Origin of the sequence: Sphingomonas sp. LHG3443-2, assembly GCF_049896405.1 — a bacterium.
GTDB lineage: Bacteria > Pseudomonadota > Alphaproteobacteria > Sphingomonadales > Sphingomonadaceae > Sphingomicrobium.
In genome coordinates, this window is sequence record NZ_JAFCUG010000001.1 from 977780 (window position 1) to 990928 (window position 13149).

14 protein-coding genes are annotated in these 13149 nt (G+C 66.9%); 6 read left to right on the forward strand and 8 right to left on the reverse strand.

Going from position 1 to position 13149, the window contains the following annotated elements:
* The first annotated feature begins 42 nt into the window (after positions 1 to 42).
* The gene (pabB, locus tag ACP69Z_RS04855) at positions 43 to 1764 is read left to right on the forward strand and encodes an aminodeoxychorismate synthase component I (protein WP_426266403.1); all 1722 of its coding nucleotides are present in this window, start codon (positions 43 to 45) and stop codon (positions 1762 to 1764) included.
* Here the strand turns inward: pabB and pdeM are convergent.
* Complete coding sequence (pdeM, locus tag ACP69Z_RS04860) at positions 1761 to 2423, reverse strand: ligase-associated DNA damage response endonuclease PdeM (protein WP_426266404.1); 663 nt, start codon at positions 2421 to 2423, stop codon at positions 1761 to 1763. The two genes, pabB and pdeM, sit on opposite strands and share 4 nt — an antisense overlap.
* Before the next feature lie 42 nt (positions 2424 to 2465).
* Positions 2466 to 2921 carry a hypothetical protein gene (locus tag ACP69Z_RS04865; RefSeq protein WP_426266405.1) on the reverse strand — a complete coding sequence of 152 codons (456 nt, stop codon included), beginning with the start codon at positions 2919 to 2921 and terminating at the stop codon, positions 2466 to 2468.
* A 71-nt stretch (positions 2922 to 2992) separates the two neighbouring features.
* Between ACP69Z_RS04865 and ACP69Z_RS04870 the strand changes: the two genes are divergently transcribed.
* Positions 2993 to 4492: a M20/M25/M40 family metallo-hydrolase gene (locus ACP69Z_RS04870; protein ID WP_426266406.1), complete on the forward strand. Its 1500-nt coding sequence runs from the start codon at positions 2993 to 2995 to the stop codon at positions 4490 to 4492.
* Here the strand turns inward: ACP69Z_RS04870 and ACP69Z_RS04875 are convergent.
* From ACP69Z_RS04875 to ACP69Z_RS04885, 3 genes are read right to left on the reverse strand one after another with little or no spacing between them, the layout of a single operon-like run.
* Positions 4489 to 4752, reverse strand: a complete 264-nt coding sequence (locus tag ACP69Z_RS04875) for a hypothetical protein (RefSeq protein ID WP_426266407.1) — start codon at positions 4750 to 4752, stop codon at positions 4489 to 4491. The genes ACP69Z_RS04870 and ACP69Z_RS04875 overlap by 4 nt on opposite strands.
* 27 nt (positions 4753 to 4779) lie before the next feature.
* Entirely contained in the window at positions 4780 to 7206 is a 2427-nt protein-coding gene (locus ACP69Z_RS04880) for a ligase-associated DNA damage response DEXH box helicase (RefSeq protein ID WP_426268049.1), read from the reverse strand.
* Entirely contained in the window at positions 7203 to 7400 is a 198-nt protein-coding gene (locus ACP69Z_RS04885; RefSeq protein WP_426266408.1) for a hypothetical protein, read from the reverse strand. Before ACP69Z_RS04885 ends, ACP69Z_RS04880 begins: the two co-directional genes overlap by 4 nt.
* A gap of 20 nt (positions 7401 to 7420) precedes the next feature.
* Here ACP69Z_RS04885 and ACP69Z_RS04890 point away from each other — a divergent pair, with 20 nt between their 5' ends.
* Together ACP69Z_RS04890 and ACP69Z_RS04895 are read left to right on the forward strand one after the other, a co-directional pair.
* The gene (locus ACP69Z_RS04890; RefSeq protein ID WP_426266409.1) at positions 7421 to 8467 is read left to right on the forward strand and encodes a ligase-associated DNA damage response exonuclease; all 1047 of its coding nucleotides are present in this window, start codon (positions 7421 to 7423) and stop codon (positions 8465 to 8467) included.
* Positions 8468 to 8509: 42 nt separating this feature from the next.
* Entirely contained in the window at positions 8510 to 8989 is a 480-nt protein-coding gene (locus tag ACP69Z_RS04895) for a DUF411 domain-containing protein (protein WP_426266410.1), read from the forward strand.
* 18 nt (positions 8990 to 9007) lie between these two features.
* On the opposite strand, the gene pgmG is transcribed toward ACP69Z_RS04895, so the two are convergent.
* Both pgmG and ACP69Z_RS04905 read right to left on the reverse strand, forming a co-directional pair.
* The gene (pgmG, locus tag ACP69Z_RS04900) at positions 9008 to 10387 is read right to left on the reverse strand and encodes a phosphoglucomutase/phosphomannomutase PgmG (protein ID WP_426266411.1); all 1380 of its coding nucleotides are present in this window, start codon (positions 10385 to 10387) and stop codon (positions 9008 to 9010) included.
* Between the two features lie 52 nt (positions 10388 to 10439).
* Positions 10440 to 11222 carry a division plane positioning ATPase MipZ gene (locus ACP69Z_RS04905; protein ID WP_426266412.1) on the reverse strand — a complete coding sequence of 261 codons (783 nt, stop codon included), beginning with the start codon at positions 11220 to 11222 and terminating at the stop codon, positions 10440 to 10442.
* Positions 11223 to 11291: 69 nt separating this feature from the next.
* Between ACP69Z_RS04905 and panC the strand changes: the two genes are divergently transcribed.
* Together panC and ACP69Z_RS04915 are read left to right on the forward strand one after the other, a co-directional pair.
* Positions 11292 to 12152, forward strand: a complete 861-nt coding sequence (gene panC, locus ACP69Z_RS04910) for a pantoate--beta-alanine ligase (protein WP_426266413.1) — start codon at positions 11292 to 11294, stop codon at positions 12150 to 12152.
* Between the two features lie 70 nt (positions 12153 to 12222).
* Complete coding sequence (locus ACP69Z_RS04915) at positions 12223 to 12531, forward strand: hypothetical protein (protein ID WP_426266414.1); 309 nt, start codon at positions 12223 to 12225, stop codon at positions 12529 to 12531.
* 93 nt (positions 12532 to 12624) lie between these two features.
* Here ACP69Z_RS04915 and pal read toward each other — a convergent pair whose 3' ends face one another.
* A complete protein-coding gene (pal, locus tag ACP69Z_RS04920; RefSeq protein WP_426266415.1) occupies positions 12625 to 13149 on the reverse strand; it encodes a peptidoglycan-associated lipoprotein Pal in 525 nt (174 codons plus the stop codon).

Consider the following 13149-nt stretch of genomic DNA (forward strand, 5'->3'; position numbering starts at 1 on the left):
CGCGACTTTACGAAGCGGCGCGGCGCTTGCAAACGCTAGTTCGTGGACGCGCCCTTTCTCCTGTTCGACGATGCCCGCCGGGGCGAGCGGGCGCGGCTTTATCGGCGGCCGGTGGGCGAGATCCGCGCCGAGCGAATGGAAGACGTGCTGCCCGCGCTCGACGTGCTGCAGGCGGCGGTGCGCGGCGGCGCGCACGCCGCAGGGTTTCTCGCTTACGAAGCGGGCTACGCACTCGATCCGGCGCTGGCCGAGGCGGCGCGGCAGGGCGAGGGGCCGTTGCTATGGTTTGGCTTTTTCAAAGGCTTCGAAGACATCGACGCGGCGGCAATGCTGCCGGCCCCCGACGGGGCGTGGAATGGGGCGCCGCAGCCGCGCCTGTCGCGAGACGAGTATCTGGCGGCGGTCGCCGAGGTTCACGAGCAGCTTCGCGCCGGGGAGCATTACCAGGTCAATCTGACCTTCCCCTGCACCGTCGCCTTTCAAGGCAATCCGGCGGCGCTCTATGCTCGGCTTCGGCAGGCGTCGCAGGCCGGCTGGGGCGCGCTGATCCGCCATCCCGGCGGCTGGCTGCTGAGTTGCAGTCCCGAGCAATTCTTCACCCTGCGCAGCGGCGTCATCGAAGCCAGGCCGATGAAAGGGACCGCCGCGCCCGACGCGCCTGACGCTGTGCTGACCCAAGATGCCAAGAGCCGCGCCGAGAATCTGATGATCGTCGACCTCCTCCGCAACGATCTTTCGCGGGTGGCCGAGCCGGGCAGCGTCGCGGTGCCCGAACTCTTCGCCATCGAGCGCTATCCGACCGTCACCCAGATGGTGAGCCGGGTGACCGCCAAGCTCCGGCCCGGGCTCGACGCGGTCGATGTGTTGCGCACGATCTTTCCCTGCGGCTCGGTCACCGGCGCGCCCAAGGTCGCGGCAATGAAGGCGCTGCGGACGCTCGAACCGCACCCGCGCGGCGCGTATTGCGGGTCGGCGGGGTGGATCGAGCCGAGCGGCGACGCCGCGTTCAACGTGCTGATCCGCACGCTCGAGATAGGCTCAAATCGTGCGGCGGCGACGCTCGGCCTCGGTTCCGGGCTTGTGGTCGACTCTGTTGCGGCCGATGAGTGGGACGAGTGCAAGTCAAAGGGGGCCTTTTTGACGCGTGACCGACCGGCAATCGACCTGATCGAAACCATGCGGTTCGATCCCAGTGAAGGCGTGATCGAACTCGACCGCCATCTCGACCGGTTGATGGCCTCGGCTCAAGCGCTCGAATTCCGCTTCAACCGCCACGCTGCCCGCAACGAGCTTCAGGCTGCGACCTTTGCTCGGCGAACCCCTGCGCTGGCCCGGCTGCTGCTGTCGCCGAGTGGGACCATGGCTGTCGAGGTGCGCCCGCTGCCGCGCGCCCGCACCGAGGCTGCCAACATCAAGATCGTGCCGCTGCCGGTTCCGAGCGACGACTACCGGCTGCGCTACAAGACCACCGACCGCGGCTTCTACGACGAGGCGCGGATCAGAAGCGGCGCGGACGAGGTGATCTTTGCGGACGGCGACGGCTGGCTGACCGAGGGAAGCTTCACCTCGCTGTTCGTGAAGCGCGAGGACGGCATGCTGGTGACCCCGCCGCTGTCGCGCGGGCTCATCCCCGGAATCCTTCGCACCAAGCTGATCGCCGAAGGCAAGGCCGTCGAAGGTGACCTTCGCCGCGAGGACCTCGAGGGCGGGTTCATGGTCGGCAACATGCTGCGCGGCCTCGTGAAGGCCCGGCTGGTCGACTAGGCGGCGAGCGGGAAGCTCAGCAGGCGGTCCTTGATCGGGATCAGGGCCGTGGCGGGCGAGCCGACCTTGCGCAGGATCTCCTTGTGGCTCGCGTCGAGCCCGCCGGTCAGCGCCCCGAACGCCGGCAGGATCAGCTTCGCCCCGCTGGCGACGAAGCAGCGCCGGCTGACCCGGCGACCGCGGACCTGCAGGCGCAGCTTGGGATGATAATGGCCCGAAAGCTCTGGCCGGGGATCTCGGATGTCGGCTTCGTGGCGGAGGATCAGGCCGTCGACCTCGACCTCTTCCATCAGCGTGCCGCCGCAATGGTCGGCGAAGCCGGGATCGTGGTTGCCGAGGATCCAGGTCCAGTCGAGCCGGGCGGTCAGCGCCAGCAGCATCGCGCGAGCGGCCTCGGGCAGACGGTCGCAGCCGAACTTGTCGTGGAAACTGTCGCCTAGGCAATAGAGCCGCTCGACCCCGGTGCGATCGACCACCTCGGTCAGCGCGGCAAGCGTCGCCTGGCTGTCATAGGGCGGCAGGAACTGCCCGAGCTTGGCGTACCAGCTTGCTTTTTCGAGATGGAGGTCGGCGACCAGCAGCGCACGCCGGGCCGGCCACCACAGGGCACCCTGCGGATCGGCGAGGAAATCATGTCCGGCGAACGAAAGGGGAACCATCGTGGCGCCGCTTAGCCTGACTTTCGCCTGCGCCGCAACGGCTTAGTAGCCGCGGTTGACCACATGATCGCGCAGCGCGCGGGCGTCATGCAGCGCATTGTGCGGGACGGCGCTGTTCCGCGCTGTCGAGAAGCCGGCGAGGTTCATCAGCCGAAAGGTCAGCGCCGGCACGGTCACCATCTGCCCGTTCCCGGTCAGCAGCGCCTTGCAGAAATAGGCGATGTCGTCGGGCCAGTCGGCAACGATCTCGACTTCCTCGAATGGGGTCAGCCAGCGCGACAATTCGCGCGCGACGTCGGCGGCGGGCTGGGGGTCGGCGCGCAGGTGCTGTGGCACGGTGCCCAGATACGGGACGACATGACGTTCGACCCAGTCGGTGTAGGGCCTCTCATGCTCGAGGATCGCGTAAAATTCCTCGCTCGCATCGTCGGGCACGAGGGCAAGGCTGAGCAAGGGCCCGCCGAAACCATCGAATTCGCAGTCGAGGAAATAACGCATGCAGGATGCTCTGGACGAGGCAAGCCGTCCGCGCCAGTCTCCGCCGCGACAGACATATGGGGGACCTTGCGATGCGCCTGACCTTGATGAGCCTTGCCCTTGGCACTGCGGCCATGGCCGCCCCGCTCGCCGCGCAGACCCCCGGCCGCTCCGATCTCGCCAAGGTGGTCGCCAGCCGTCACGACACCACGGTCAAGGCGCTGCAGGAGTGGATCGCGCTTCCCACCATCGCTGCGGAAAAAAAGAACGTTGAACAGGGCGCCGACTACATGCGGCGCCTTGCGCTTGATGCCGGCTTCCAGCAGGCGCGGGTGGTGCAGTCTGGGGGCGTGCCGGGCGTGTTCGCAACGCTCGACGCCGGCGCGCCGGTCACGCTCGGCATCTACTTCATGTACGACGTCAAGCAGTTCGATCCCGCCGAATGGTCGAGCCCGCCGCTGGAGGGCCGGCTGGTCGACCGTCCGGGCGAGGGCCAGGTGATCATGGGCCGCGGCGCGGTCAACCAGAAGGGGCCGGAAATGGCCTTTCTCGCCGCGCTGCACGCCTTCAAGGCGAGCGGGCGCAAGCTGCCGGTCAATCTGGTGCTGGTGGCAGAGGGTGAGGAGGAGATCGCTTCGCCCAATTTTCCGAAAATCGTCGCCGATTCGGAAGTCGCCGCCGCGCTCAAGAAAACGGTCGGCGTCTTCATCCCGACCGCCGGCCAGGACCAGACCGGGCAGGCGGGGATCACGCTCGGTGCCAAGGGGGCGGTCGAATTCCAGCTGATCGTCGGCGGCGAGACCAGCGACAAATATCCCAAGCTCGACATCCATTCGAGCAATCATGCGCGGATCGAAAGCCCGGCCTGGCGGCTGGTGAAGGCGCTCGACACGCTGGTCGCCGACGATGGCCACACGCCCGCGATCGACGGCTTCATGGACAATGTGAAGCCGCTCACCGACCGCCAGAAAGAGCTGATTTCGCAGCGGGTGGCGGTCACCAATGAGGCCGAAGTCAAGAAGTCGCTCGGCGTCGGGCGGTGGATCGGGAACGAGGATTTCCAGACCAGCTCCGAGCGATTCCTCAGCCAGCCCACGGTCAACATCCAGGGCCTCGTCAGCGGCTACACCGGGGTCGGCGGCAAGACCGTGCTGCCGGGCCGGGCCGAGGCGAAGCTCGAATTCCGGCTCGTGCCCGACATGACCCGGCAAGAGGTCGAGACCAAGCTGAAAGCGCATCTCGCCAAGCGCGGGTTCGACGACGTGAAGGTGGTGGTCAGCGGCGGCTACGGCCCCAACCAGACCGACGAGAACAGCCCGTTCATCCAGGCCCAGAAGAAAGTCTTCGACCGCGCGGGCATTCCCTACACGCTGAGCCCGCGCAACGCCGGAAGCTGGCCAGGCGTCGTGTTCAACGGCGCGCCGCTCAACCTGCCGACCGGCCAGTTCGGAATCGGTCGCGGCAACGGCGCCCATGCGCCCAACGAGTGGTTCCTGATCCGCTCGACCAATCCCAAGGTGGCGGGGATCGACGAGGCAACGATGATGTTCGTCGACTATCTCTACGAGGTGGCGAAGCTCGGCCGGCGCTAGCGCGGCGGACAGACGTCCTCGGGCCGGGCGCGCCCCTTGCGGCAGCGCTGCTCCATCTCGCGCCGCTCGCGGCCGAGGCGTTCCTCTTCCTTGCGGATTTCGCGGCCGCGCTTTTCGTCGGCTTCGGACTGGCTGGTGGTGGCGAGGTCAACGCCCTTGGACACGACCTTGACCGGCAGGGTGACGACGTCGACCGCCGTGCTGGCGACGGCGCAGGCCGAGAGGACGGGGGCGAGGAGCAGGACTGGCAGGAAGCGCATGATCGCATCCTAACAGATCGGTGCGCCTCAGTCCTCCCGCATCGCCAGTTCGGCAAGCGCGCTTTCGGCTTCCACCAGCAACGCCTCGTCCGCGCTGGCCCCGCTCGGCAGTGCTTCACGGCCGATGATGACCATCAGCGGCACCGCCATCGGGGTGACGCGCGGCAGGTCCACATGCACCATCTGCGCCGCCGCCCGCTCGACCAGCCGGGCAAGGCGGCCAAGCTCGGTCATCCGGGCGCGGGCATCGTCCCAAGCGGCGCGCATCAGCAGATGCTCGGGCTCATATTTGCGTAGCACGTCATAGATGAGATCGGTCGAAAAGCTGACCTGCTTGCCGGTCTTGCGCTTGCCCGGGTGCTGCCGCTCGACCAGCCCTCCGATCACCGCCACTTCGCGGAAGGCGCGCTTCAGCAGCATCGATTGCTCGACCCACTCGATGAATTCGCCCTCGAGAATGTCGGGCGCCAGCAGCGGCGCGGGGTCGGTGATCGGTTCTAGGCCATAAACCGAGAGCGCGTAATCGTTGGCGACGAAGCCCAGCGGTTTCAGGCCAAGCTTCTCCATCCGCTTGGTCACCAGCATGCCGAGGCTCTGGTGCGCATTCCAGCCTTCGAAGCTGTACATCAGCATGTAGTGGCGGCCTTCGTGAGGGAAGGTCTCGACCAGCAGCTCGTCCGGCTGCGGCAGGCGCGAGCGGCGCTGCTGGACTTCCAGCCATTCACTGACGTCCGGCGGGAAGCGCGACCATTGCGACGGGTCGGCGAGGAACGCCTTCACGCGGTCGGCCAGATGCGTTGTCATGCTCATCCGCTGGCCGCCATAGGTGACCAGCCGTGCCTCCTTGGACGAGGCCTGTACGAGGATGTCGCTGTCCTTGAACTGTAGCACCTCGAGACTGAGGCCGGCGAAGAAGACGTGGTCGCCGACGGTAAGCGTCGAGGCGAAGCCTTCTTCCACCCGGCCGAGCATCCGACCGTTCTTGAAGCGGACGTCGAGCATCGGATTGTCGACGATGATCCCGGCATTGAGGCGATGCTGCACGGCCACGGTCGGCTTGGTGATCCGCCAGTGGCCCGAGCTCGCCGGTTCTTCCACCAGGCGGCGGAACTTGTCATAGGCGCGCAAGGCATAGCCGCCGGTGGCGATGTAATTGAGGACGACCCGGAAGATCTCGTCGGTCAGCCCGGCATAGGGCGCGGCGGAGCGGATCTCGGCCAGCAGCTCGGCTTCCTCGAACGGCGCGGCGCAGGCGCAGGCGAGGATGTGCTGCGCCAGCGTGTCGAGCGTGCCGGGGCGAAAGATTTCGGGGTCGAGCTCGCGCGCATCCACCGCGTCGAGCGCGGCGCGGGCTTCGAGATATTCGAAGCGGTTGCCGGGTACGATGGTGCCGTGGCTCGGTTCGTCCAAGCGATGATTGGCGCGGCCGATCCGCTGGAGGAGGCGCGACGACCCCTTGGGCGCGCCCATCTGGATGACGAGATCGACGTCGCCCCAGTCGATGCCGAGATCGAGGCTGGAGGTGCAGACCAGCGCCCTGAGCTTCCCCGCCGCCATCGCCGCCTCGACCTTGCGGCGGGCTTCGAGCGCGAGGCTGCCGTGGTGGACGCCGATCGGCAGGCCGGCCTCGTTCACCTTCCACAGATCCTGAAAGATGAGTTCGCACAGGCCCCGGGTGTTGCAAAAGACGAGCGTCGTCTTGTGCTTCTCGATCTCGGCCATCACCTGCTTCGCGGCATAGCGGCCCGAATGCCCCGACCACGGCACGCGGTTCTGAGGCAGCAGGATGTCGAGCACGGGGTCCGCGCCCTCGGCGCCCAGCACGACGTCGACCTCGTCCATGTCGGCATCGGGCGCAAGCCAGCTGCGATAGGCGTCGGGGTCGGCGACGGTGGCGCTAAGGCCGACGCGGCGCAGGTTCGGCGCGATCCGCTGCAACCGGGCAAGCGCCAAGGCCAGCAGGTCGCCGCGCTTGTCGCGGGCGAAGGCGTGGATCTCGTCAAGGACGATGGTTCTGAGGCCGGCGAACATCGTAAAGCTATCGGGATAGGACAGCAGCAGCGAGAGGCTTTCGGGCGTGGTCAGCAGGACTTGCGGCGGCTTGGCCCGCTGCCGCGCCTTGCGATCCGACGGTGTGTCGCCGGTGCGCGTCTCTACCCTGATATCGAGCCCCATCTCCCCGATCGGATCGAGGAGGTTGCGCTGGACGTCCACCGCCAGCGCTTTCAGCGGCGAGATATAGAGGGTGTGCAGCCCCTCGACCGGGACCTCCGCCAGCTCGCAGATGGTCGGGAGGAACCCCGCAAGCGTCTTGCCCGCCCCGGTCGCTGCGACCAGCAGGGCATGACGCCCGGCGCGGGCACGGTCCAGCATCTCCAGCTGGTGCCGGCGCGGTTGCCAGCCGCGGCTGGCGAACCAGGCGGCGACCTGCGGAGGGAGATCAGCCCCGGTCAGAGGCCGCTGTTGCCGTCGCGCTCATGCTCGCGCTGTTCGGCGGCATAATTCTCGCGGGTGGCGCGCTCGGTGATCTCGGGATCGATCTTGCTTTTCTTGTTCTTGAGAAACGCCCAGGCCATCACCACGACCAGCAGGATCGGCCCGAGGATCGTCACCAGGCTCCAATAATCTACGTTGCTGCTCTCGACCATCGGGGCGTCCTCATCTCATTATGCTTGCGGAACCGTCCGCTTATCCTTGTCGTATAAGAGACGTGCCGCGCCTAGGTTCCTGGATCGAGCCCCATCCGACGGGCATCTATGTGCGACCTGCCGACGCCTGGGTCGATCCGTCGCAGCCGCAAGCGCGCGCTCTGGTCACCCACGGCCACGCCGATCACGCCCGCGGAGGGCATGGCACGGTATGGGCGACGCCCGAGACGCTGGCGATCATGGGCGTGCGCTACGGCGACCAGAATGGGTGCGAGGTCGCCTACGGGCAAAGCGTCACCGTCGGCGAGGTGGAGGTGAGCTTCGTGCCGGCTGGCCATGTGCTTGGGTCCGCGCAGATCATCCTCGACTGGAAAGGCGAGCGAGTGGTCGTATCGGGCGATTACAAGCGGCGACCCGATCCGACCTGCGAGCCGTTCCTGCCGGTCAAATGCGACATCTTCATCACCGAGGCGACCTTCGGCCTGCCGGTGTTCCACCATCCCGAGACCGGGGGCGAGATCGACCGGCTGCTGACCCGCCTTGCCGACAATCCCGACCGCTGCGTGCTGGTCGGTGCTTATGCGCTGGGCAAGGCGCAGCGAGTGATCGCCGAAGCACGGCGGCGCGGGCATTTGTCGCCGATCTATCTTCATGGCGCGCTGGAGCGGCTGTGCTCGCTTTATGTCGAGCAGGGGATCGACCTCGGCGAGCTTCGCCTCGTCGCCGACGCCGACAAGAAAGACATGATGGGCCATCTCGTGCTGTGCCCGCCCGGCGCGCTTAACGACCGGTGGAGCCGGCGCCTGCCCGACCCGATCACCGCCGCGGCAAGCGGGTGGATGCGGATCCGCCAGCGGGCTCGGCAGAAGAATGTCGAGCTTCCGCTGATCATCTCCGACCATGCCGACTGGGGCGAACTCACCGACACCATCCTCGAGATCGCGCCCAAGGAAGTGTGGATCACCCACGGCCGCGAAGACGCGCTCATGCACTGGTGCATGACCCGCCAGATCAAGGCGCGAGAGCTCAACATGGTCGGCTATGACGATGATGAGGACGACGGCTGAGCCGCTGGCGCTCGTTCATCGACAGGCGAGGTGCCTTGGGTCATGATGACGCACATGACCAAGATCCTTGCTCCCCTCAATCGCCGCCAGATGCTTGGCTTCACCGCCACCGGGATCGCGCTCTCCGCTGCGCCCGCGCTGGCAGCGGCGCCGACCGCGATGACCACTTACCGAAGCCCGACCTGCGGCTGCTGCATGAAATGGGTGGCAGCGATGCGCGGTGCGGGCTTCGCCGTCACCGTGCGGGAGAGCAATGACATGGCAGCGGTCAAGCAAAGGCTTAAGGTGCCGGAAGCCGTCTACAGCTGCCACACCACCGTGGTCGGCGGCTTGGTGGTCGAAGGTCATGTGCCGGCGCAGGCGGTCCGCACCCTTCTGGCACGCAGGCCCAAGGGCGTGATCGGCATTTCCGCGCCGGGCATGCCGCGCGGCTCGCCGGGAATGGAAACGGCGGACGGGGCCAAGGACCCGCTCAATCTCACCGTCTTCGATGCGGCCGGCAAGACCCAGCGCTTCGGCTGAGCCGCCGGACGACCCAGCTTAGTGGTCGCCTTCGATACGCTCGATGTCCGACAGCGCAAGCTGTTGGTCGATCTCGGTGACCAGCAGGTCGAGGCCGCGCTGGTCGGTCGCTTCGGCCCGCGCGACCAGCACGTCCTGGGTGTTGGAGGCGCGCAGCAGCCACCAGCCTTCGGGCGTGTTGACCCGGACGCCGTCGGTTGCATCGACCGTCGCGCCATCGGCCGTCAGCCGATTGCGAACCTCTTCGATCACCGCAAACTTGCGGCTCTCGTCGACCGGAAAGCGAAGCTCGGGGGTCGACACCGAGGTCGGCATTTCGGTGCGAAGCTGGGTCAGGCTCTTGCCGCTCGCAGCCACCGCCTCGATCAGCCGGACCGAGGCGTAAAGCGCGTCGTCGAAGCCGTACCAGCGGTGCTTGAAGAAGATGTGGCCGCTCATCTCGCCCGCCAGCGGCGCGCCGGTTTCCTTCATCTTCGACTTGATGAGACTGTGGCCTGTCTTCCACATCAAAGGCTGGCCGCCCATCTCGCCGATCCGGTCGAACAGGGTCTGGCTGGCTTTAACGTCGGCGATGATGGTCGCGCCGGGCTGCTCTTCGAGCACCGGCCCGGCGAGGATCATCAGCAGTTGGTCGCCCCAGATCACCCGCCCTTCGCCATCGACCGCCCCGATACGATCACCGTCTCCGTCGAAGGCGATACCGAAGTCGAGCTTCTTGTCGCGGACCAGCGCCTTCAGGTGCTCAAGGTTCTTCTCGACGGTGGGATCGGGGTGGTGGTTGGGAAAGCGGCCGTCGACGTCCGTGAAGATGGTGTGATGCTCACCCGGCAGCAGCTTGACCAGCCTCTCAAGCGCGGGACCTGCAGCGCCGTTGCCGGCATCCCAGCCGATGCGATACTCGCCGCCCTTGAAATCCTCGACCAGGCGCTGGACGTAACGGTCCATCACGTCCTCGTCGGTGATCTTGCCCTGGCCTTCGGTCCAGCGGCCCTCCGACGCGCGGGCGCCCAGCGCCTTGATCGCGGCCCCGAACACCGAGCCGCCGGGAAGCAGCATCTTGAAGCCGTTGTAGTCGGCCGGATTGTGGCTGCCGGTGATCTGGATGCCGCCGTCGACGTCCAGTTCGGATACGGCCCAGTAAAGCATCGGCGACGGGCCCTGGCCGACGCGAACCACGTCCATCCCGCCTTCGGTGAGGCCGCGGATCAGCGCTTCTTCCAGCCGCGGCGAATGTTCGCGCCCATCGCGGCCCACGGCAAGCCGCTTGGCGCCGGCGTCATGCCCTTCCGAGGCGAAGGTGCGGCCAAGCGCATAGGCATCCTCCTCGTGAAGGGTGCGGCCGACGATGCCGCGGATGTCATATTCGCGGAGGATGGTGGGATCGAAGTTGTGGCTCATTACGGCCCCTGAACGAGGAGAGAAGAAGAAGGTTGCGAGGGGCTGCGTGAGATCAGGCGGCCTTGGCCGCCTCGGCGCCAGGAAGCCCAAGCCCCGCCACCATTTCGCGCAGCTCCTGCCGCGCCGCGATATGGGCGATGCCGGCGTCGCCGATCTGCTTGAGGTCGAGCAGGGTCAGTCCCTTGGGGAACAGCTCGCGGTAGATAACGCGCTCGCTGAGGCCCGGGATCACCCGGAAGCCGACGCGGCGGGCCAATTCGTCCATTGCCGCGCCGACGCGCTGCTGGTTGTGGCTGCCGATGTGCTGGAGGCGGTTGCGCAGGACGACCCAATCGACGCTCTTGCCGGCGGTCTTGGCCCGCGCGGTGCGGCTGTTCCAGATCAGTTCGGCATAAAAGCTGGGCTTGGTCACCTTGAAGGTGTCGGGATTGACCTGCCCGATGAGGTCGAGGTCGACGAAGCTGTCGTTCATCGGGGTGACGAGCGTGTCGGCCTTGAGGATGGCGGCGCGGGCGACCGGATCGTCACGGCCCGGCGTGTCGATGACCAGGATGTCGGCCTGAGCGGCCAGTTCGCCGATCGCGGCGTCGAGCGCTTCCTCGCTCTGGTTCTCCAGCACTTGGAACACCGGCTGCGGAAGCTCCACACCTAGGCGCCGGATCGAGGCCGCGCGGTTCTCTAGGTAACGGGTGGTGGTGCGCTGCCGCTGATCGAGGTCGAGCGCGGCGACGCGGTGACCTGCAGCGGCAAGCGCAACGGCGGTGTGCACCGCCGTCGTCGACTTGCCGGTGCCGCCCTTTTCGTTGGCGAAGACGATGAAATGTGGGCTCGTCACTTGGTTTCTTCCCCGCGTAGCGCCAGAGGCGCGTCCTATTGCAACCCAAGTAAACCGGGGGATTCGGCGGTGCAAATCATCCGTGAGCTGAGCGAGCTTGAGCCGGCGGTGGCGGCGCTTCGTGGCGCCGGGGACACGCTGGCGCTCGTTCCCACCATGGGAGCGCTGCACGCCGGGCATCTTGCGCTGATCGCAGAGGGGCGGCGGCGCGCAGCCCATGTCGCCGCAACGGTGTTCGTCAACCCGCTGCAGTTCAACGATCCGGGCGACCTTGCCCGCTATCCCCGGACGGAGGAGGCCGATCTCGCCAGGCTGAAGAAGGCGGGCTGCGACCTCGTCTGGCTGCCGACGCCGGACCAGCTCTATCCGCAGGGCTTTGCAACCAATGTTTCGGTGCGCGGGGTCAGTGACCGGTGGGAAGGGGAGCATCGACCGGGGCATTTCGACGGAGTGGCAACGGTGGTGGCGAAGCTGCTGCTGGCCGTCCGCCCGACCCACGCCATCTTCGGCGAAAAGGACTGGCAGCAGCTCGCCGTAATCCGGCGGGTGGAGGAAGATCTCGGCATCGGCGTCGCAATCCTTGGCTACCCCACCGTGCGCGAGGCGAATGGGCTGGCCATGTCGTCGCGCAATGCGCTGCTATCGCCCGAACAGCGCGCGAAAGCGGCGGCTCTACCCACTGCTTTGCGAGCCGTTGGTAAGGAAATCGCCGCCGGCGGCGCGGTCACCCCCGCGCTGCAGCGAGCGCGGGCCGCCTTGTTGTCCGGAGAATTCTCCAAAGTGGACTATCTCGCCCTGGTCGATTCGCGCAGCCTTGAACCGCTTGAAAAGGCTGGCGAACCCATGCGCCTGATCGCGGCGGCAACGATCGGCGGAGTGCGCCTCATCGACAATATGGCTGTCACTTTGGAGCAACAGGTAGGACGGTAATTACCACGTTAACCATTTAATAGCCCGCACGGGGGAGCTTGCCTGCAACGAGACAGGGGAGTTCAAGACAATGGCAATTGGTCAGAAGGGTGCGGAGTTTCTCAATCTCAGCCGCCTGCGCGATGCAGAGGGCGGCGACGTCAACGCGCTGTTCGAGCTTGGCGTGAGCTATTCGACAGGCCGCGGTGGCACGGCGGTCGACCTGGTCGAGGCGCACAAATGGTTCAACCTCGCGGCACTGAACGGCTGCACCCGCGGCCAAGCCTGCCGGGCCGAAATCAGCGTCGAGATGTCGGCGCGTGAGATCGCCGAGGCTCAGAAAGCGGCACGGGCGTGGCTGGCGATGACCGGCCGCGGCGCCGTTCGCGCCGCAGCATGAGGCACGTCGTCCCGGCGCAAGCCGGGATCTTTGCCGATTGAAGCGCCCTACCGAACGAGGCCCCGGCCTTTGCCGGGGCGACGCTCAGCTTGATTAGCGGACGACCACCGTCACGGCGCGGCGGTTCTGCGCCCAGGCACTTTCATCCGAGCCGGTAGCGACCGGGCGCTCCTTGCCCCAGCTGATCGTCAGCAGGCGGCTTTCCGGAACCCCCTGCGCCATCAGGAACAGCTTGGCCGCCTGCGCGCGCCGTTCGCCCAGAGCCTGATTATATTCCCGGGTGCCGCGCTCGTCGGCATGGCCCTCGACCGAAGCGCGGACATTGGGGTTGGCGAGCATCCACTTGGCCTGCGCGGCAAGCGTTGCCTGCGCATCGGCTGAAATGTCCGACTTGTCCGTTCCGAAATAGATCGTGTCCGAACCCGCCGCGGCGACCATCGCCGCCTGGCTGCCAGGCAGTTCGACCAAGCCGACCTCGTCGTTCGTTGCGCCGGTACCCGCGGCCGGGTCGCTCGGGCCGCTCTGCGCCGGCGGCGTGGTCTCGGGCGCCTGTCGACGGCCGCAGGCAGAGAGGGAGAGGCTTGCCGCCAAAGTGGCGAGGATCAGCGTATTGCGCAT

Bases quoted from the DNA above. Each gene is read 5' to 3' on its own strand.
- ACP69Z_RS04915 (WP_426266414.1), top strand. From the start codon at position 12,223: ATGGCAATTGGTCAGAAGGGTGCGGAGTTTCTCAATCTCAGCCGCCTG.
- pdeM (WP_426266404.1), bottom strand. From the start codon at position 2,423: ATGGTTCCCCTTTCGTTCGCCGGACATGATTTCCTCGCCGATCCGCAG.
- ACP69Z_RS04865 (WP_426266405.1), bottom strand. From the start codon at position 2,921: ATGCGTTATTTCCTCGACTGCGAATTCGATGGTTTCGGCGGGCCCTTG.
- ACP69Z_RS04885 (WP_426266408.1), bottom strand. From the start codon at position 7,400: ATGGTCGAGAGCAGCAACGTAGATTATTGGAGCCTGGTGACGATCCTC.
- ACP69Z_RS04875 (WP_426266407.1), bottom strand. From the start codon at position 4,752: ATGCGCTTCCTGCCAGTCCTGCTCCTCGCCCCCGTCCTCTCGGCCTGC.
- pal (WP_426266415.1), bottom strand. From the start codon at position 13,149: ATGCGCAATACGCTGATCCTCGCCACTTTGGCGGCAAGCCTCTCCCTC.
- pgmG (WP_426266411.1), bottom strand. From the start codon at position 10,387: ATGAGCCACAACTTCGATCCCACCATCCTCCGCGAATATGACATCCGC.
- ACP69Z_RS04890 (WP_426266409.1), top strand. From the start codon at position 7,421: ATGCTTGCGGAACCGTCCGCTTATCCTTGTCGTATAAGAGACGTGCCG.
- ACP69Z_RS04870 (WP_426266406.1), top strand. From the start codon at position 2,993: ATGCGCCTGACCTTGATGAGCCTTGCCCTTGGCACTGCGGCCATGGCC.
- ACP69Z_RS04895 (WP_426266410.1), top strand. From the start codon at position 8,510: ATGATGACGCACATGACCAAGATCCTTGCTCCCCTCAATCGCCGCCAG.